General features: G+C 71.4%; 21 protein-coding genes and 1 pseudogene. 21 read left to right on the top strand and 1 reads right to left on the bottom strand.

All coding sequences use genetic code 11. From position 1 onward, the window contains the following. Positions 1-23: 23 nt before the first annotated feature. The 16 genes from rpsP (at position 24) to AC07GB_RS00200 (ending at position 12,898) form a co-directional block, all read left to right on the top strand. Positions 24-452: a 30S ribosomal protein S16 gene (gene rpsP, locus AC07GB_RS00275; protein WP_478840976.1), complete on the top strand. Its 429-nt coding sequence runs from the start codon at positions 24-26 to the stop codon at positions 450-452. Positions 453-454: 2 nt separating this feature from the next. Continuing rightward, complete coding sequence (locus AC07GB_RS00270; protein ID WP_138962065.1) at positions 455-694, top strand: RNA-binding protein; 240 nt, start codon at positions 455-457, stop codon at positions 692-694. Positions 695-802: 108 nt separating this feature from the next. Continuing rightward, positions 803-1,534 carry a ribosome maturation factor RimM gene (gene rimM / locus AC07GB_RS00265; protein ID WP_478840975.1) on the top strand — a complete coding sequence of 244 codons (732 nt, stop codon included), beginning with the start codon at positions 803-805 and terminating at the stop codon, positions 1,532-1,534. Continuing rightward, positions 1,534-2,355 (top strand): tRNA (guanosine(37)-N1)-methyltransferase TrmD, encoded by an 822-nt coding sequence (gene trmD / locus AC07GB_RS00260; RefSeq protein WP_478840974.1) that lies wholly within the window; start codon positions 1,534-1,536, stop codon positions 2,353-2,355. The genes rimM and trmD overlap by 1 nt, the downstream gene beginning before the upstream one ends. A 178-nt stretch (positions 2,356-2,533) precedes the next feature. Then, positions 2,534-2,884, top strand: a complete 351-nt coding sequence (gene rplS, locus AC07GB_RS00255; RefSeq protein ID WP_030675924.1) for a 50S ribosomal protein L19 — start codon at positions 2,534-2,536, stop codon at positions 2,882-2,884. Positions 2,885-2,929: 45 nt separating this feature from the next. After that, a complete protein-coding gene (gene lepB, locus AC07GB_RS00250; protein WP_478840973.1) occupies positions 2,930-3,652 on the top strand; it encodes a signal peptidase I in 723 nt (240 codons plus the stop codon). Then, a complete protein-coding gene (gene lepB / locus AC07GB_RS00245; RefSeq protein WP_478840972.1) occupies positions 3,645-4,727 on the top strand; it encodes a signal peptidase I in 1,083 nt (360 codons plus the stop codon). The genes lepB (AC07GB_RS00250) and lepB (AC07GB_RS00245) overlap by 8 nt, the downstream gene beginning before the upstream one ends. Then, positions 4,612-5,628, top strand: a complete 1,017-nt coding sequence (gene lepB / locus AC07GB_RS00240; RefSeq protein ID WP_478840971.1) for a signal peptidase I — start codon at positions 4,612-4,614, stop codon at positions 5,626-5,628. Before lepB (AC07GB_RS00245) ends, lepB (AC07GB_RS00240) begins: the two co-directional genes overlap by 116 nt. Positions 5,629-5,795: 167 nt before the next feature. Then, a complete protein-coding gene (gene lepB / locus AC07GB_RS00235) occupies positions 5,796-6,542 on the top strand; it encodes a signal peptidase I (RefSeq protein WP_478840970.1) in 747 nt (248 codons plus the stop codon). 46 nt (positions 6,543-6,588) lie between these two features. Continuing rightward, positions 6,589-7,092, top strand: coding sequence for an NUDIX hydrolase (locus AC07GB_RS00230; protein WP_478841396.1), 504 nt, complete (start codon positions 6,589-6,591; stop codon positions 7,090-7,092). A 55-nt stretch (positions 7,093-7,147) separates the two neighbouring features. Beyond that, entirely contained in the window at positions 7,148-7,456 is a 309-nt protein-coding gene (locus AC07GB_RS00225; protein WP_003965949.1) for a DUF2469 domain-containing protein, read from the top strand. Positions 7,457-7,673: 217 nt separating this feature from the next. Continuing rightward, on the top strand, positions 7,674-8,036 hold the full coding sequence (locus AC07GB_RS00220) for a YraN family protein (protein WP_478840969.1): 363 nt from the start codon (positions 7,674-7,676) through the stop codon (positions 8,034-8,036). After that, positions 8,036-9,661: a YifB family Mg chelatase-like AAA ATPase gene (locus tag AC07GB_RS00215; RefSeq protein ID WP_478840968.1), complete on the top strand. Its 1,626-nt coding sequence runs from the start codon at positions 8,036-8,038 to the stop codon at positions 9,659-9,661. The genes AC07GB_RS00220 and AC07GB_RS00215 overlap by 1 nt, the downstream gene beginning before the upstream one ends. 164 nt (positions 9,662-9,825) lie before the next feature. Beyond that, the gene (gene dprA, locus AC07GB_RS00210; RefSeq protein WP_478841395.1) at positions 9,826-11,010 is read left to right on the top strand and encodes a DNA-processing protein DprA; all 1,185 of its coding nucleotides are present in this window, start codon (positions 9,826-9,828) and stop codon (positions 11,008-11,010) included. A 311-nt stretch (positions 11,011-11,321) separates the two neighbouring features. Then, positions 11,322-12,167: an RNA polymerase sigma factor WhiG gene (gene whiG / locus AC07GB_RS00205; protein ID WP_478840967.1), complete on the top strand. Its 846-nt coding sequence runs from the start codon at positions 11,322-11,324 to the stop codon at positions 12,165-12,167. 173 nt (positions 12,168-12,340) lie between these two features. Next, positions 12,341-12,898: a TetR/AcrR family transcriptional regulator gene (locus AC07GB_RS00200; RefSeq protein WP_478841394.1), complete on the top strand. Its 558-nt coding sequence runs from the start codon at positions 12,341-12,343 to the stop codon at positions 12,896-12,898. Positions 12,899-13,073: 175 nt separating this feature from the next. Here the strand turns inward: AC07GB_RS00200 and AC07GB_RS00195 are convergent. Next, a pseudogene (locus tag AC07GB_RS00195) lies at positions 13,074-13,610 on the bottom strand (murein hydrolase activator EnvC family protein); the annotation flags it as partial. A 269-nt stretch (positions 13,611-13,879) separates the two neighbouring features. On the opposite strand from AC07GB_RS00195, the gene rpsB reads away from it, so the two are divergent. The 5 genes from rpsB to AC07GB_RS00170 all read left to right on the top strand — a co-directional run bounded on the left by rpsB (position 13,880) and on the right by AC07GB_RS00170 (position 18,665). Beyond that, on the top strand, positions 13,880-14,773 hold the full coding sequence (rpsB, locus tag AC07GB_RS00190; RefSeq protein WP_478840966.1) for a 30S ribosomal protein S2: 894 nt from the start codon (positions 13,880-13,882) through the stop codon (positions 14,771-14,773). A 98-nt stretch (positions 14,774-14,871) separates the two neighbouring features. Beyond that, the gene (tsf, locus tag AC07GB_RS00185) at positions 14,872-15,708 is read left to right on the top strand and encodes a translation elongation factor Ts (RefSeq protein ID WP_478840965.1); all 837 of its coding nucleotides are present in this window, start codon (positions 14,872-14,874) and stop codon (positions 15,706-15,708) included. 197 nt (positions 15,709-15,905) lie between these two features. Continuing rightward, positions 15,906-16,700 (top strand): UMP kinase, encoded by a 795-nt coding sequence (gene pyrH, locus AC07GB_RS00180; protein WP_478840964.1) that lies wholly within the window; start codon positions 15,906-15,908, stop codon positions 16,698-16,700. A 198-nt stretch (positions 16,701-16,898) separates the two neighbouring features. Beyond that, positions 16,899-17,456, top strand: coding sequence for a ribosome recycling factor (gene frr / locus AC07GB_RS00175; RefSeq protein ID WP_478840963.1), 558 nt, complete (start codon positions 16,899-16,901; stop codon positions 17,454-17,456). Positions 17,457-17,513: 57 nt separating this feature from the next. Then, positions 17,514-18,665 (top strand): phosphatidate cytidylyltransferase, encoded by a 1,152-nt coding sequence (locus tag AC07GB_RS00170; protein ID WP_478840962.1) that lies wholly within the window; start codon positions 17,514-17,516, stop codon positions 18,663-18,665. Positions 18,666-18,675: the final 10 nt, after the last annotated feature.

The raw sequence follows: 18,675 nt of genomic DNA, 5'->3' as shown, positions 1-18,675 counted from the left end.
TCAAACCAGGAGAATCCACTCCCGTGGCAGTCAAGATCAAGCTGAAGCGTCTGGGCAAGATCCGTTCGCCTCACTACCGCATCGTCGTCGCCGACTCCCGTACCCGCCGTGACGGCCGGGCCATCGAGGAGATCGGTCTGTACCACCCGGTGCAGAACCCGTCGCGCATCGAGGTCAACGCCGAGCGCGTGGCGTACTGGCTCTCCGTCGGCGCCCAGCCGACCGAGCCCGTTCTCGCCATCCTGAAGAAGACCGGCGACTGGCAGAAGTTCAAGGGCGAGCCCGCCCCGGCGCCGCTGCTGCAGCCCGAGGTCAAGGCCGCGCGCCCGTCCTTCGAGGCCGTCAGCTCCGAGGACGAGCCCAAGGGTGAGGCCATCACCCAGAAGGCGAAGAAGGCTGACAAGAAGGCGGACGAGGCCAAGGCCGAGTCCGCCGAGTCGACCGAGGCCTGAGCATGCTCGAGGAGGCTCTCGAGCACCTCGTGAAAGGCATCGTCGACAACCCCGACGACGTGCGGGTCGCCTCGCGCAACCTGCGCCGCGGGCGCGTCCTCGAAGTCCGGGTCCACCCGGACGACCTGGGCAAGGTGATCGGCCGCAACGGCCGCACCGCACGCGCTCTGCGCACCGTCGTGGGTGCCATCGGCGGCCGTGGTGTCCGCGTCGACCTCGTCGACGTGGACCAGGTTCGCTGAACCGCACGTAGCACCGGCTCGGGCCGGGGAGGGCCTCAGGGCCGTCCCCGGCCCGAGTTCGTGTAAGGGCCCGGGCCCCCATCGCAGGTAGGGACAGGAGAGACACCAGTGCAGCTCGTAGTCGCGCGGATCGGCCGCGCCCACGGCATCAAGGGCGAGGTCACCGTCGAGGTGCGCACCGACGAGCCGGAGCTGCGGCTCGGCCCCGGCGCCGTGCTCGCCACCGACCCCGCCGCCCGGGGACCGCTGACCATCGAGACCGGCCGCGTGCACAGCGGCCGTCTCCTGCTGCGCTTCCAGGGCGTCAGCGACCGCACCGGCGCCGAGGCCCTGCGCAACACCCTGCTCATCGCCGAGGTCGACCCGGACGAGCTGCCCGAGGACGAGGACGAGTTCTACGACCACCAGCTGATGGACCTCGACGTCGTCACCAAGGACGGCACCGAGGTCGGCCGGATCACGGAGATCTCGCACCTGCCCTCGCAGGACCTCTTCATCGTCGAGCGGCCCGACGGCAGCGAGGTGATGATCCCCTTCGTCGAGAGCATCGTCACCGAGATCGACCTGGAGGAGCAGCGGGCCGTCATCGACCCGCCGCCGGGGCTCATCGACGACCGCGCCGAGATCGCCTCCAGCAGGGACGCCGAGATCGCCTCCAGCAGGGACGCCGAGAGCGCCTCCAGCAGGGACGCCGAGAGCGCCTCCAGCAGGGACGCCAAGAGCGCCTCCAGCAGGGACGCCAAGAGCGCCTCCAGCAGGGACGCCAAGAGCGCCGCCGAAGACGGCTCCGAGAGTGCCTCCGAGACCGTGCGGGACGCCCGGAGCGAGGGCGACGCCTGATGCGGCTCGACGTCGTCACGATCTTCCCCGAGTACCTGGAACCCCTGAACGTCTCGCTCGTCGGCAAGGCACGCGCGCGTGGCAGCCTCGACGTGCACGTGCACGACCTCAGGGAGTGGACGTACGACCGGCACAACACGGTCGACGACACCCCCTACGGCGGCGGCCCCGGCATGGTCATGAAGACCGAGCCCTGGGGCGACGCCCTCGACCAGGCGCTCGCCGACGGCTACGAGGCGGGCCGCTCGCAGCCCGCCCTGGTCGTCCCGACGCCCAGCGGCCGCCCCTTCACCCAGGAGCTGGCCGTCGAGCTGTCCGAGCGCCCCTGGCTGGTCTTCACACCCGCGCGCTACGAGGGCATCGACCGCCGCGTCATCGACGAGTACGCGACCCGGATGCCCGTCTTCGAGGTCTCCATCGGCGACTACGTCCTCGCGGGCGGCGAGGCCGCCGTCCTGGTCGTCACCGAGGCCGTGGCCCGACTGCTGCCGGGCGTCCTCGGCAACGCCGAGTCCCACCGCGACGACTCCTTCGCCCCCGGCGCCATGGCCAACCTCCTGGAGGGCCCCGTCTACACCAAGCCCCCCGAGTGGCGCGGCCGCGGCATCCCGGACGTCCTGCTCAGCGGCCACCACGGCAAGATCGCGCGCTGGCGCAGGGACGAGGCGCTGCGCCGCACCACCGCCAACCGGCCCGACCTGATCGAGCGCTGCGAGGCCTCGGCCTTCGACAAGAAGGACCGCGAAATGCTCTCCATCCTCGGCTGGGAGCCCGAGCCGGGCGGCCGATTTTGGCGCAAGGCGCAGGACGTGGAAGAATAGGCCGCTGCTGTGCGTCCAGCGTGCGCCCCTGCCACAGGGGGACACGACGCCCGCCCGACGCGTCCAGCGGCCTCCGTGCCGTGAGTTTCCCCGGAACACCCGCGCGTACGGAAGCACCCCGACTCTCATCACGACATACCGCTGATGACCTGTGGCATCAGCGAGGAAGCAGACGATCATGTCTCACCTGCTCGACTCCGTCGACTCCGCGTCGCTGCGCAGCGACATCCCGGCCTTCCGCCCGGGTGACACCGTCAACGTCCACGTCCGCGTCATCGAGGGCAACCGCTCCCGTGTGCAGCAGTTCAAGGGCGTAGTCATCCGCCGCCAGGGCGCCGGTGTCCGCGAGACCTTCACGGTCCGCAAGGTCTCGTTCTCCGTCGGCGTCGAGCGCACCTTCCCGGTGCACACCCCGATCGTCGAGAAGATCGAGCTGGTCACCCGCGGTGACGTGCGCCGCGCCAAGCTGTACTACCTGCGCGACCTGCGCGGCAAGGCCGCGAAGATCAAGGAGAAGCGCGAGAGCTGAGCTCACGCGCGGGTCCACAGCGGGGCCGGATAGCATCTGGCCCCGATGGACACCGAAGCACAGGACACGGAGCGCGACCGCTCCTCCTCACCCCCCGAGTCCACCCCCGCGAGCGCGGGCGAACCGGACACGGAGGGCACGGAGGAGCGGTCGCGCTCCGTTTTCGCGTCCTTCGTGGCCTGGCTGCCCGGCGGCCGCTTCACCCTGGGCGCGCTGTTCAGCGTGGCCGTCCTGCTGCTCGTCACCACCTTCGTGGTGCAGCCCTACGAGATCCCGAGCGGCTCCATGGAGCCCACGTTCCGCGTCGGTGACCGGATACTCGTCAACAAGTTGGCGTACCGTTTCGGATCCGGGCCGCAGCGCGGTGACGCGGTCGTCTTCGACGGCAGCGGCTACTTCGGAGACGCCGACTACGTGAAGCGGGTCGCGGGCGTCGGCGGCGACCGCGTGGTCTGCTGCGACAAGCGGGGGAGGATCCAGGTGAACGGCCGGTCGGTCGACGAGCCCTACCTCTACCCCGGGGACAAGCCCTCCACAGTGCCCTTCGACGTCGTCGTGCCCGACGGCAGGCTCTTCGTCCTCGGCGACCACCGCAGCGACTCCAGCGACTCCCGCGACCACCTGGGGTCCCCGGGCGGCGGCATGATCCCCGTGGACGACGTCATCGGCAGAGCCGACTGGATCGCCTGGCCGCTCGGCCGCTGGACCTCACTGAAGCGCCCCGACGCGTACGCGCGCGTGCCGGCACCCGGCGGCGCCCATGGGTAGCCGCGGCCGGGCGAGGTCCCCCCAGGGGGCCGACACAGGACTGCCCACCGGCACGCGTCCGACCAGCGGGCCCGTGCTGCCCGGCCGGGCCGAGCGACGCAAGCTCGCCAGGAGGGTCAAGCGCCGCAGGCGCCGCTCCGCGATCAAGGAGATACCTCTCCTCATAGGCGTCGCCCTGCTCATAGCACTGGTCCTGAAGACCTTCCTTGTGCAGGCGTTCGTGATCCCCACGGGCTCCATGGAGCAGACGATCCGCATCGGGGACCGCGTCCTGGTGGACAAGCTCACCCCCTGGTTCGGCAACAAGCCCGAGCGCGGCGACGTCGTCGTCTTCAAGGACCCCGGCAACTGGCTCGAGGAGGAACAGGGCAAGAAGAAGGACGACCCCGTGGTCGTCAAGCAGATCAAACAGGGCCTCACGTTCATCGGCCTCCTCCCGTCCGACGACGAGCGCGACCTGATCAAGCGCGTCGTGGGCGTCGGCGGCGACACGGTGAAGTGCTGTGACAAGAACGACAAGGTCACCGTCAACGGCGTACCGCTCGACGAGCCGTATCTGCACCCGGGCAACAAGCCGTCCAACTTCGCCTTCCGGGTGAAGGTCCCCGAGGGACGCCTGTTCGTCATGGGCGACCACCGCGCGGACTCCGCCGACTCCCGCTTCCACCGCAACGAGAAGTTCAGCGGCACCGTCTCCGAGGACGAGGTCGTCGGCCGCGCGCTCGTCATCGCCTGGCCACTCGGCCACTGGCGCAAACTGGAAGAACCCGATACGTACGCGTCCGTACCCGACGCGCCCGGCGGGTCGGGCACGGCCACAGGAGCGTCGCATAGGGTGGCCCCCGGCGATCGCGATGGAATGACCGGCCTCCCGACCCCTGCGGAACTCCCGCTCGTTATGGGAGTGGTGGGCCTGCGTCGCGTACGGGGCAGGCAGTGGCACGGACTGAGGAGTGGATGTGGGGGATGTGGCGGTCGGCGCACGATCCGGACACGATGGGCCCGAGGAGCGGCCGAGGCACTCCGGGGAGCCCGCGCCCGCGTCGCCGGCAGGCGGCGTGAACGCCGCCCCTGACACCCCGGCCCCGGGGAACGCCGGAGCACCGGGCGAGCCGGGCACGCCGGGCCAGGCACCCGGCGCCGTGCCCGGGACGCCGGAGCCACGGCCCGGGGAGGCCGGCTCCGAGCCGCCGAAGCCGCCCGAGCCGGCCAAGGGCAAGAAGCACAAGTCCTTCTGGAAGGAGCTTCCGCTCCTCATCGGCATCGCCCTCGTCCTGGCCCTGATCATCAAGACCTTCCTGGTCCAGGCGTTCTCGATCCCCTCGGACTCGATGCAGAACACGCTCCAGCAGGGCGACCGGGTCCTGGTCGACAAGCTGACGCCGTGGTTCGGCTCCGAGCCCGAGCGCGGCGAGGTCGTCGTCTTCAAGGACCCGGGCCACTGGCTGGACGGCGAGCCCACCCCCGACCCGAACGCCGTGCAGCGGGTGCTCGGCTGGATCGGCCTGATGCCGTCCGCCGACGAGAAGGACCTCATCAAGCGCGTCGTCGGCGTCGGCGGCGACACCGTGGAGTGCAAGGGCACGGGCCCCCTGAAGGTCAACGGCAAGGCGCTGAACGAGCCGTACGTCTACCCCGGCAACACCCCGTGCACCGACGACGACCAGGGCGGCCAGTTCAAGATCACGGTGCCCAAGGGCAAAATCTGGGTCATGGGCGACCACCGGCAGAACTCGCTGGACTCCCGCTACCACCAGAACCAGCCGGGCGGCGGCGCCGTCCCCGTGGACAACGTCGTGGGCCGCGCCTTCGTCATCGCCTGGCCCCCCACCCGCTGGGGAACGCTGCCGGTCCCGGACACCTTCGACCAGCCCGGCATCAGCCAGGCGATGAGCGCGGCCCCCGCCGCCCTCGGTCTCGCGGGCGCCGTGCCGCTCGTGCTGTGGCGCCGCCGCCGCGTGGCCCGCACCGCCTGATCCCCGGCGGCACCAGGGTTTCTGGCCGGGGTACCGCCGGGTAGTCTGCCGTCCCAGATCGCCGATCTTCCGTGGTCCGGTCCCGTGAGCGCGCCCGTCGGCACCGTACGCCGGTCCGCCGCCGGACCGAGGCCGACGGGGTCGTCTCCGAGCCGGGGAGCACTGGGATGAGCAGCAGGACACGTCGTACGGACGAGGGCCAGGGGCGGCTCGGCAGCGTGCTGTCGGGAGTCGCCGTGGCCCTCGGCTCCGTCCTCTTCCTCGGCGGATCCGTCTGGGGCGCCTTCCTCTACCAGCCGTACACCGTGCCCACCGCATCCATGACGCCGACCATCGGCGCGGGGGACCGGGTGCTCGCCCAGCGGATCGACGGGGACGACGTGCGCCGTGGTGACGTCGTCGTCTTCCGGCAGAAGTCCTGGGGCAACATGCCCATGATCAAGCGGGTCGTCGGCGTCGGCGGCGACAAGGTCGCCTGCTGCACGAAGGGCAAGCTGACCGTCAACGGCAAGCAGATCGCAGAACCGTATCTCTCCACGGGCATGGACAGCGGCATACCGTCCACCACCGTCCCCGAGGGACGCCTCTTCCTGCTCGGCGACGAGCGCAACGGCTCCCTTGACTCCACCGCCCACCTGGAAGAGGCAGGCAACGGCTCCGTGCCCCGCAGTGCCGTCAAGGGCCGCGTCGACGCCGTCGCCTGGCCGCTGGAGGGCATGCTCGACCGCCCCACCGGCTTCGACGCCCTGCCGGGCGGTACGTCCGAGCCGGGGCCCCTGCGGCTCCTCGTCGGGGCGGTCGTGGCGGGCGCCGCGCTGGTGCTCGGCGGGGCCGCGTACGGGCCCGTCGCCCGCCTCGTGCGGCGGGGCGGCGGGGGCCGTACCGGAGTCACGGAGGCGGCCGGTGTCGGCTGAGGAGGCGGCGCGGGGAGCGGCGGGACCGGGGGACGGCGGGGAGCCCGTGGCCGACGCGGTGGCCGGGCGGCCGCTGCGGAAGGTCGCCCGCGTCGTGCTGCTCGACGAGCGGGACCGGATCCTGCTGCTGCACGGCCACGAGCCGGGCGATCCGGCGGACGACTGGTGGTTCACGCCGGGCGGCGGCCTGGAGGGCGACGAGACGCGTGAGCAGGCCGCCCTGCGGGAGCTTGCCGAGGAGACCGGCATCACGAACGTCCAGCTCGGCCCGGTCCTGTGGCGGCGCGTGTGCTCCTTCCCGTTCGCCGGACGGCGCTGGGACCAGGACGAGTGGTACTACCTGGCGCGTACGTCCCAGACGGCGACCCGGGCGACGGGCCTGACCGACCTGGAGCGACGCAGCGTCGCCGGAGCGCGTTGGTGGACGTGCCGGGAACTGGCCCGGGCGCATGAGACGGTGTATCCGACCAGGCTCGCCGAGCTGCTGCGCAAGCTGCTCGACGAGGGTCCTCCGCAACGGCCCGAGACCCTGGACACGGAAATCGTGTAGAGGCCTCCGGGGCTGGCGCACAATAGGGGGACGCACGGCTGAAGGGGAACATGCCATGAGCGCCGAGGACCTCGAGAAGTACGAGACCGAGATGGAGCTGAAGCTCTACCGGGAGTACCGAGATGTCGTCGGTCTGTTCAAATACGTGATCGAGACCGAGCGGCGTTTCTACCTCACGAACGACTACGAGATGCAGGTGCACTCGGTCCAGGGCGAGGTGTTCTTCGAGGTCTCCATGGCAGACGCCTGGGTGTGGGACATGTACAGGCCGGCGCGGTTCGTCAAGCAGGTACGGGTACTCACGTTCAAGGACGTGAATATCGAGGAGCTGAACAAGAGCGATCTGGAGCTGCCGGGCGGCTGACATGCCCGCGCTGGGCGGCTGAGGCCGCCTGTGCCGGGCCGCTGACGCTGCCCTGTGTTGGGCCGCTGACGCTGCCTGTGTTGGGTCGCCGACGCCGCCTGCTGGATGGGGCGCTCCTCGTGTGGGTGACGGAGTTGTCCACAACCCGTCGGTAGCGCACCAAGATCCACAACGTGCGGCCGGCCTCGCGACCGTTGGTGTCGGAGGTGGTGCCGACATGAACGCACGAGGCGCACTCGGCAAGTACGGCGAACAACTGGCCGCCCGGCGGCTCGCCGAAGCCGGTATGACGGTCCTGGAGCGCAACTGGCGCGGAGGCAGGACGGGAGAGATCGACATCGTCGCCCGGGACGGCGACGTGCTGGTGGTCTGCGAGGTGAAGACCCGCAGGGTGGCGTCCTTCCAGCACCCGATGGCGGCGGTGACCCCCGCCAAGGCCGAGCGGCTGCGCGGCCTCGCCGAGCGCTGGGTCCAGGAGCACGGCGGAGCCCCACCGGGCGGTGTGCGGCTCGACGTGGTCGGCGTCCTGCTGCCCGAGCGCGGCGCGCCCGTGGTGGAGCACGCGCGGGGGGTGGCCTGATGGGATTCGCGCGTACGTGCTCGGTGGCGCTCGTCGGGGTGGAGGGCGTCGTCGTCGAGGTGCAGGCCGATCTGGAGCCGGGCGTCGCCGCGTTCACGCTGGTGGGACTCCCCGACAAGAGCCTCACGGAGAGCCGCGACCGAGTCAGGGCGGCCGTCGTCAACTCGGGCGGCGAGTGGCCCCAGAAGAAGCTCACGGTGGGCCTGAGCCCCGCGTCGGTGCCCAAGGGCGGCAGCGGGTTCGACCTGGCGGTGGCCTGCGCGGTCCTCGGTGCGGCGGAGCGCATCGACCCCCGGGTCCTCGCCGACATCGTGATGATCGGTGAACTGGGCCTCGACGGCCGGGTGCGACCGGTGCGCGGCGTGCTGCCCGCCGTCCTGGCGGCGGCCGACGCGGGGTACGAGCAGGTGGTCGTCCCCGAGTGCACGGCGGCGGAGGCCGCGCTGGTGCCCGGCGTCTCCGTCCTCGGCGTGCGCAGCCTGCGCCAGCTGATCGCGGTGCTCACCGACGAGCCCGTGCCGGACGAGGCACCGGACGACTCCGGGCGGCCGGACCCTCTGATGGCAGGCCTCAGCCTGCCGGGCGCCGGGATCGGCGTGGACGTCAGCGGTGTCGGCGCGCAGGACCACGACCACGCGCACGACCTGGCGGACGTGGTGGGCCAGCTGTCGGCACGCACGGCCATGGAGGTGGCGGCCGCGGGAGGGCACCACGTCTTCCTCTACGGATCACCGGGCGCGGGCAAGACGATGCTCGCCGAGCGACTGCCGACGATCATGCCCAGGCTGACCAGGACGGAGTCCCTGGAGGTGACGGCGGTCCACTCGGTCGCGGGCATGCTGCCGCCGGGCAAGCCCCTCGTGGACATCCCGCCGTTCTGCGCGCCGCACCACTCCTCGACCATGCAATCGCTCGTGGGCGGAGGCCGGGGCATCGCCCGCCCCGGCGCGGTTTCGCTGGCGCACCGCGGCGTGCTGTTCCTTGACGAGGCCCCGGAGTTCAGCACCCAAGCGCTCGAGGCCCTGCGGCAGCCGCTGGAGTCCGGGCACGTCGTGATCGCCCGGAGCGCCGGGGTGGTGCGGCTGCCGTCACGGTTCCTCATGCTTCTCGCGGCCAACCCGTGCCCGTGCGGCCGGTTCAGCCTGACTGGTGACGCCTGCGACTGCTCGCCCAGCAGCGTCCGCCGCTATCAGGCCCGGCTCTCCGGGCCACTCCTGGACCGGGTCGACCTGAGGGTCGAGGTGGAGCCCGTGACACGCGCCGAGCTGACGGCGCAGGGGGCGCGGGGCGAGAGCACGCGCGCGGTGGCCGAGCGGGTGCGAGCGGCCCGTGAGCGGGCGGCCACCCGCTTCAGGGACACGCCGTGGCGCGCGAACAGCGATGTGCCCGGCCATGAGCTGCGCACCCGCTGGCACGCGCGGCTGGGCGCGATGGCGGAGGCGGAGCGCTGCCTGGAGCGCGGGCTGCTGACCGCGCGCGGCCTGGACCGGGTCCTGCGGGTCGCCTGGACCATCGCGGACCTGGCGGGCCACGACCGCCCCGGCGAGGACGACGTGGGCCTTGCGCTGCAACTGCGCACGGGGGTGCCCCGCGGGGTGCCCATGGTGGTGGGGGCGCGGACGTGAGCGCGAAGCCGGGGCCGCCCTCGGCCTCCGAGCCGTACCGGGGCGGCGCGCGGGACGGAGGCGCCTCCCCGGGCCCAGGTGCCGCCCCCGCTCAGGGCCCTGGTCTTCCCTCGGGCCCAGGCCCCTCCCCGGGCCCAGGTGCCTTCCCAGCTCAGGACCCGGGCCTGCCCCCGGATCCGGGCCCCTGCCCGGGCCCGTCCGCCGCCCCGGACGACGAGCGGCTCGCCCGGGTCGCCCTCACCCGCGTCCTTGAGCCGGGCGACGCCGTGGGCGGGTGGTGGCTGCGGGAGTGGGGAGCCGCGGAGGTGCTGAGCCGGCTGGAGGAGGACGAGGAGATGCTGCCGGGGGTGAGCGCCCGGCGCTGGGAGGGCCTTCGGGCGCGTGTTGGGCGGGTGCGGGCGGTGCGGGACCTGGAGGTAGCGGCCGCGGCCGGGGCGCGGTTCGTGACGCCCAAGGACGCGGAGTGGCCGGCGCAGCTCGACGACCTGGGGGACGCGCGGCCCGTGGGGCTCTGGGTGCGGGGGCGCCCCTCGCTGCGGATCTGGGCCCTGCGCTCGGTGGCCCTCGTGGGAGCGCGGGCCTGCACGGAGTACGGAGCACACATGGCGGCGACCCTCGGCGCGGGACTCGCCGAGCGCGGCTGGGTGGTGGTGTCCGGCGGCGCGTACGGCGTGGACGGCGCGGCCCACCGGGGCGCCCTGGGCGCGGGCGGCGCCACCGTGGCAGTGCTCGCCTGCGGGGTCGACAGGACCTACCCGCGCGGACACACCCAGTTGATCGGCCGCATCGCGGAACAGGGCCTGGTCGTGGGGGAGTTGCCACCAGGAGACCACCCGACCCCGAGCAGATTCGTCCTGCGGAACCGGGTGATCGCGGCCCTCACCCGCGGCACCGTCGTCGTGGAGGCGGCCTATCGCAGCGGCGCCCTGGTCACGGCGCGGGCCGCGCGGGACCTCGGGCGGTTCACGATGGGCGTGCCGGGCCCCGCCACGAGCGGCTTGTCGGCGGGGGTCCATGAACTGCTGCGGGGGGACGCGGTCCTGGTCACCGACGCCGCCGAAGTGGCCGAACTGGTGGGGGACATGGGCGAACTGGCCCCGCGGCGCCGAGGCCCGGTCGTGCCGCGCGACCTGCTCGACCCCGGCGCGGCCCGGGTGCTCGCGGCCCTGCCCGCCCGCGGCGCGGCGGTGGTGTCCGACGTGGCGCGGGGCGCGGGCACGAGCGCGGACGACACGGTCGCCAGGTTGTACGAACTTCGCTCGCTGGGGTTCGTCGAACGACAGGGCGACGGCTGGCAGTTGACACGCCAGGCGTTTCTGTCGGTGTTTCCGGAGGGGGGTGATGCGTGACTGTGCGTGTTCCGCCGGATGGATGACGGCGCGGCGTCCGCCTGACGGCCTTGGGAAACGGTGCAGTTGGCGCCTTAGATCCATTACGCAGAGCGACGGCGGCGAATCGGCCGGACGTAAAGCGGAACGTATCTGCGTACGCGCGATCCCATACTCTTCGCTCACCGCGACACTTCAGTCACGCTACGCTCACGACGAATCCGGTGCAGACAGGCAATCAGACGGACAACCTCATTCACTTCACGCAAACCCACAACCGCACTAGTTCCGGCAACCTCTCAGGTTCACGGCAGAACGGCTCAAGGCGACGTATGCCCCAGCACACCTCCGGGTCCGACCGGGCGGCCATTCCCCCCGCCGCCCGTAGCGGCGAGCAGGAGCGGCGGCCACCCGCGCCCTCGTCGCTGGACGAGCTGTGGCGGTCGTACAAGTCGACGGGTGACGGGCGGCTGCGCGAGCAGCTGATCCTGCACTACTCGCCCCTGGTGAAGTACGTCGCGGGCCGCGTCAGCGTCGGCCTCCCGTCCAACGTCGAACAGGCCGACTTCGTCTCCTCCGGGGTCTTCGGGCTCATCGACGCGATCGAGAAGTTCGACATCGAGCGGTCGATCAAGTTCGAGACGTACGCGATCACCCGTATCCGCGGGGCCATGATCGACGAGCTGCGGGCGCTCGACTGGATCCCCCGGTCGGTCCGGCAGAAGGCGCGCAACGTGGAGCGGGCCTACGCCACCCTGGAGGCCCGGCTCAGGCGCACGCCGTCGGAGGGCGAGGTCGCCGCCGAGATGGGGATCCCGGTGGAGGAACTGCACGCGGTGTTCAGCCAGTTGTCGCTCGCCAACGTGGTCGCCCTGGAGGAGCTGCTGCACGTCGGCGGCGAGGGCGGCGACCGGCTGAGCCTGATGGACACGCTGGAGGACACCGCCGCCGACAATCCGGTCGAGGTCGCCGAGGACCGTGAGCTGCGGCGGCTGCTCGCGCGTGCCATCAACACGCTGCCGGAGCGCGAGAAGACCGTCGTCACGCTGTACTACTACGAGGGCCTCACGCTGTCCGAGATCGGCAACGTGCTCGGGGTGACCGAGAGCCGGGTGAGCCAGATCCACACCAAGTCGGTGCTCCAGCTGCGGGCGAAGCTGGCCAGTTTTGGTCGCTGAGTGAGCTGAATCGTCCCTTCCTGGGCCGCGCCGCTGCCGGCTCCTGGCCTCGTCCGCGCCGTGCGTTCGCCTCGCCGCGCCCGGGCGGCCAGGAAGAGTGCCTGCCTGGCGGCCTCCCCTGGCGCGGGGCGCGTCCGTAAAGTGGGGGCGTGCCAAGGATTCGAGCGGCCTCTGTGGCCGAGCACCGGTCGATGCAGCGCGGCGCCCTGCTGGACGCCGCGCGCACCCTGCTGTCCGAGGGCGGGACGGAGGCGCTGACGTTCCCCGCGCTCGCCGAGCGCACGGGGCTCGCGCGGTCGTCCGTCTACGAGTACTTCCGCTCGCGGGCGGCCGTCGTCGAAGAGCTGTGCGAGGTCGACTTCCCCGTCTGGGCTGCGGAGGTCTCGGCGGCGATGGAGCGGGCCGAGACGCCCGAGGGGCAGATCGAGGCCTATGTGCGCCAGCAACTCGCCCTGGTCGGGGACAGGCGGCACCGGGCCGTGGTCGCGATCTCCGCGAGCGAGCTGGACGCCGGGGCGCGGGAGAAGATCCGGGCCGCGCACGGCGGCCTCGTGGCCATGATCGTGGAGGCGCTCGACGCCCTCGGGCATCAGGAGCCCCGGCTCGCGGCCATGCTGCTCCAGGGCATCGTGGACGCGGCGGTGCGGCGCATCGAGCTGGGGGTGGCCGAGAAGCCCGAGGCCATCACGGAGGCGGCCGTGTCCATGGCCCTGCGGGGTGTGCGGGGCTGAGCCCCGGGCTCGGCGCCTGGCTCGGCCCTGGCCGGGCGTGCGCGCCGCTCCCCGAGGCAGGGCCGTGCGCGGCCTTCCCCGAGGCCTCGGCCGGCCAGGAGACACTCCAGCCGCTCTGCGGGACGACTGCCCACAGCCAGGACGACCAGAGCGGCGCGGGCGGCCTCGCTCCGGTGCCCGTCAGTGGCAGCAGCCGCGACGGGCCCCCGCCCAGCAGCCACGGCGGCAGCAGACCCAAGGGATTCAGATACGCCTCCGCCCGGCGCAGGCCCCAGTGGAGGCAGGCCGTGGCGCAGTGCGAGCGGGCCGAGGCCTCCAGCGTGCCCAGGAGGGTGCCTGCGCCGACCTCGGCGCCTTTCTTCACGGAGGCTCACACCGGTTCGTACGTCGTGCGCAGCGGTGGGTCCCCGGTGCCCGTCAGCTCCACCGTGATCACGCCTCGGCCCGCCACCCGGCCCGCGTAGGAGACCCGCCCCGCCGCCACCGCCCGCACGGGGGAGCCCGGGGGAGCGGCCAGGTCCACGCCCCGGTGGCCCGGGCCGTACGCCGTCGCCGGGGGCTCCCAGCCGCGCACGATCCAGGGGCGCGCGCCCACCGGCCAGGAGCCGCCCACCGCGGGCACCGGATCGACGGCCGCCAGGGCGCCCGGAGGCGGCAGCGCGGCGAGCAGCGCGAGGAGGGCCAAGGTCAGGAAGCGTCGTGGACGTGACATGCGAGAACGGTCCCGCGCCACCGCGATCCGCAGGGATCTTGGCCGGGAACTGTGGACTACCAGCCGGTTGTGGACAGCGGCGTCACCCGGCACCTCGCGGGTCCCGTACACTTCATGTGGCGATCCGGGTCACCGGGTCGACTTCGCACGCCCCGGCACCGGGCTCTCGCAGCCGCCGGTGTCAGCGCCTTTCGGTCCCGCACGCGAGTGCGTGGCACGGCGCGCGGCAGGGCGTCAGGACACAACCGAGAACACCAAGGAGTACGGCCATGGCCGTCGTCACGATGCGGGAGCTGCTGGAAAGCGGCGTCCACTTCGGTCACCAGACCCGTCGTTGGAACCCGAAGATGAAGCGCTTCATCTTCACGGAGCGCAACGGCATCTACATCATCGACCTGCTCCAGTCGCTGTCGTACATCGACCGCGCCTACGAGTTCGTCAAGGAGACCGTCGCCCACGGCGGCACGGTCATGTTCGTGGGTACGAAGAAGCAGGCGCAGGAGGCCATCGCCGAGCAGGCCACCCGCGTCGGCATGCCTTACGTCAACCAGCGCTGGCTGGGCGGCATGCTCACCAACTTCTCGACCGTCTACAAGCGCCTCCAGCGCCTCAAGGAGCTTGAGGCCATCGACTTCGAGGACGTGGCCGCCTCCGGCCTCACCAAGAAGGAGCTGCTGGTCCTCTCCCGCGAGAAGGCCAAGCTGGAGAAGACCCTCGGCGGTATCCGCGAGATGCAGAAGGTGCCCAGCGCCGTCTGGATCGTGGACACCAAGAAGGAGCACATCGCGGTTGGCGAGGCCCGGAAGCTGAACATCCCGGTCGTCGCGATCCTCGACACCAACTGCGACCCCGACGAGGTCGACTACAAGATCCCGGGCAACGACGACGCGATCCGCTCCGTCACCCTGCTCACCCGCGTGATCGCTGACGCCGTCGCCGAAGGCCTCATCGCCCGCTCCGGCGTGGCCACCGGTGACTCGAAGCCGGGCGAGAAGGCCGCGGGCGAGCCGCTCGCCGAGTGGGAGCGCGACCTGCTCGAGGGCGAGAAGAAGGCCGACGAGAAGGCCGACGAGAAGGCTGCTGACGCCGAGGCCCCCAAGGCCGAGGAGAAGCCCGCCGAGGCCGCCGAGGCTCCGGCCGCGGACGCCGCCGAGCAGGCCTGACCTCAGCATCGGATGCTGACGGCGGGGGCCCGCGCCACGAGCGCGGCCCCCGCCGTTCACCCGTAGATCTTCGACTTCGAGAAAGACTTCAGAGAATCATGGCGAACTACACCGCCGCTGACGTCAAGAAGCTCCGCGAGCTGACCGGCGCCGGCATGATGGACTGCAAGAAGGCGCTCGACGAGGCCGAGGGCAACGTCGACAAGGCCGTCGAGGCGCTGCGCATCAAGGGCCAGAAGGGCGTCGCCAAGCGCGAGGGCCGCTCCGCCGAGAACGGCGCGATCGTCTCCCTGATCGCCGACGACAACTCCACCGGTGTCATCGTCGAGCTGAAGTGCGAGACGGACTTCGTCGCCAAGGGCGAGAAGTTCCAGGCCGTCGCCGCCGCGATCGCCGCGCACGTCGCCAAGACGAACCCGGCCGACATCGAGGCGCTGCTCGCCTCCGAGATCGAGGCCGGCAAGACCGTCCAGGCGTACGTCGACGAGGCCAACGCCAACCTCGGCGAGAAGATCGTCCTGGACCGCTTCGCGCAGTTCTCGGACGGCTTCGTCACGGCCTACATGCACCGCACGATGCCCGACCTGCCCCCGCAGATCGGTGTCCTCGTCGAGCTGGACAAGCCGAACGCCGACGTCGCCCGCGGCGTCGCCCAGCACATCGCCGCCTTCGCGCCGAAGTACCTCTCCAAGGAGGACGTCCCGGCCGAGGTCGTCGAGGCCGAGCGCCGCGTCGCCGAGGAGACCACCCGCGCCGAGGGCAAGCCCGAGGCCGCCCTGCCGAAGATCGTCGAGGGTCGCCTCAACGGCTTCTTCAAGGAGGCCACCCTCCTGGGTCAGCCGTACGCCCTCGACAACAAGAAGTCCGTCGAGAAGGTCCTCCAGGAGGCCGGTGTCACCCTGAAGCGCTTCGCGCGCATCAAGGTCGGCATCTGAGTCCGTACCACGATCGCCGGTAGACCCCGCTAGGGTCTACCGCGGTCGCCCGCGCGCGCAGCGGCGCGCGCGACGGCCGTGACGTCGTACGCGAGGGCCGTACCGAGAGCGACGGTGCGCCTCGCACGCGACGGACGACCGCAAGATCTGACGAGGAGGCCATTGCCGAGCATGGGATGAACACCACCCCACCGGCAATGGCCTCTTCGTATGTGCACCACAAGGAGAACTCCATGACCAAGGCCGACACCAAGACTGACGACGGCAAAGTGGCCGGGCGCTTCCTGCTGAAGCTCTCCGGTGAGGCGTTCGCCGGAGGCGGCGGCCTCGGCGTCGACCCCGATGTGGTGCACAAGATCGCCCGGGAGATCGCGGCCGTCGTGCGGGACGGCGCGCAGATCGCCATCGTCATCGGCGGCGGCAACTTCTTCCGCGGCGCCGAACTACAGCAGCGCGGCATGGACCGGGCCCGCTCCGACTACATGGGCATGCTCGGCACGGTCATGAACTGCCTCGCCCTCCAGGACTTCCTGGAGAAGGAAGGCATCGACTGCCGCGTGCAGACCGCCATCACCATGGGCCAGGTCGCGGAGCCGTACATCCCGCTGCGCGCCGTACGCCACCTGGAGAAGGGCCGCGTCGTGATCTTCGGTGCGGGCATGGGCATGCCGTACTTCTCCACCGACACCACCGCCGCCCAGCGCGCTCTGGAGATCGACGCCGAGGCCCTGCTCATGGGCAAGAACGGCGTCGACGGGGTCTACGACTCCGACCCCAAGAAGAACCCGGACGCGGTGAAGTTCGACTCCCTCGGCTACGGCGAGGTCATCACCCGCGACCTGAAGGTCGCCGACGCCACCGCCATCACGCTGTGCCGGGACAACAAGCTCCCCATCCTCGTCTTCGAGCTGCTCGCGGAGGGCAATATCGCGCGGGCGGTCAAGGGTGAGAAGATCGGCACGCTCGTCGGGGACCCGGACTCCCGGGCCTGAGCCGAGGACGTCCGTCCCGCACGAGGCCCCACCGGGCCCCACGAGGCCCCACCGGACTCCACGGGGCCCCAGGGGGCTCCGAGGCGCCTCGGAGGGATGGACAAAGCCCTGCCGGTCGGACACCGTGCAGGAAAGAGACGCGACGCAGCCGGCCGATCCATGGAAGCCGGGCCCACTCAAGACACGCAGGAGCAAGTGGTGATCGAAGAGACCCTCCTCGAGGCCGAGGAGAAGATGGAGAAGGCCGTCGTGGTCGCCAAGGAGGACTTCGCCGCGATCCGCACCGGCCGTGCGCACCCGGCGATGTTCAACAAGATCGTGGCCGACTACTACGGCGCGCTGACGCCGATCAACCAGCTCGCCTCGTTCTCGGTGCCCGAGCCGCGCATGGCGGTCGTGACGCCGTTCGACAAGACCGCCCTGCGCAACATCGAGCAGGCGATCCGCGACTCCGACCTCGGCGTCAACCCGAGCAACGACGGCAACATCATCCGGGTGACGTTCCCCGAGCTGACCCAGGACCGCCGCAAGGAGTACATCAAGGTCGCCAAGACCAAGGCCGAGGACTCCAAGATCTCGATCCGCTCGATCCGCCGCAAGGCCAAGGAAGCCCTCGACAAGGCGATCAAGGACGGCGACATCGGCGAGGACGAGGGGCGCCGCGCCGAGAAGGAACTCGACGACCTCACCGCCAAGTACGTCGCCCAGGTCGACGAGCTGCTCAAGCACAAGGAAGCCGAGCTGCTCGAGGTCTGACCCGTGGGGTCTGCCGAGTCGAGCGACGTCTGATCTAGGTCTGAGGAATCCGATTCCGTGAACGACACTTCCTGGGGGGCGCCGTCCAGAGCCGGGTACTGGGGGGCGCCCGACCAGGGGCCGGTCCAGGGTGCTGCCCCGGTGGGTCCCGCACACGATGCGCACGCGCTGAATCCGTCAGAGACTCAGCCCATGCCCATCGTTCCCGACGTAGCCGCGAGCGGCGGACACCAGGACGACGACCGGGGGGCTGCTCAGTCGAGCGGCCCCCTGTTCCGTGACGAGACCGCGCGCGGCGCGCACGCAGCGCACGCGGAGCCCGCGGCGAACCCCGCGCAGAAGCCGCAGGAGCCCATGACCGGCGCACCACAGCCCGCCCCAGCACCGCAGAAGAAGAGCGCGGGGCGCGACCTCGGGGCGGCCATAGGGGTCGGGGTGGGCCTCGGTGCCGTCATCCTCGCGTCGCTGTTCTTCGAGAAGTCCGTCTTCATCGGCGTCATAGCGGTCGCCGTCGTGGTCGGCCTGTGGGAGCTGACCTCCCGCCTCCAGGAGCGCAAGGCCATCAAGGCGCCGCTCGTGCCCCTCGCGGTGGGCGGCGCGGCGATGGTCGTCGCCGGGTACGTGCGCGGCGCCGAGGGTGCCTGGGTGGCGATGGCGCTCACCGCCCTCGCGGTACTCGTCTGGCGTATGACCGAGCCTCCCGAGGGCTACCTCAAGGACGTCACCGCGGGCGTCTTCGCGGCCTTCTACGTGCCGTTCCTCGCCACCTTCGTGGCGCTGATGCTCACCGCGGACGACGGTCCGCAGCGCGTGCTCACGTTCCTGATCCTGACCGTGGTCAGTGACACCGGCGCGTACGCGGTCGGCTGGCGCTTCGGCAAGCACAAGCTGGCGCCGCGCATCAGCCCCGGAAAGACCCGCGAGGGCCTGCTCGGCGCGGTCGCCTTCGCCATGGCGGCGGGCGCGCTGTGCATGCACTTCATGATCGACGACGGCGAGTGGTGGCAGGGCCTGCTGCTCGGCCTCGCGGTGGCCGCGAGCGCGACGCTCGGCGACCTCGGCGAGTCCATGATCAAGCGGGACCTCGGCATCAAGGACATGGGCACGCTGCTGCCGGGCCATGGCGGCATCATGGACCGGCTTGATTCGCTGCTTCCGACGGCGCCGGTGGTGTGGCTGTTGCTGGTGGTGTTCGTCGGGTCGGGGTGAAACGGCGACG

Source organism: Streptomyces sp. NPDC045778, assembly GCF_056431945.1.
The sequence above is the reverse complement of the archived record's forward strand: the minus strand, read 5'-3'. Positions and strand labels throughout refer to the sequence as shown.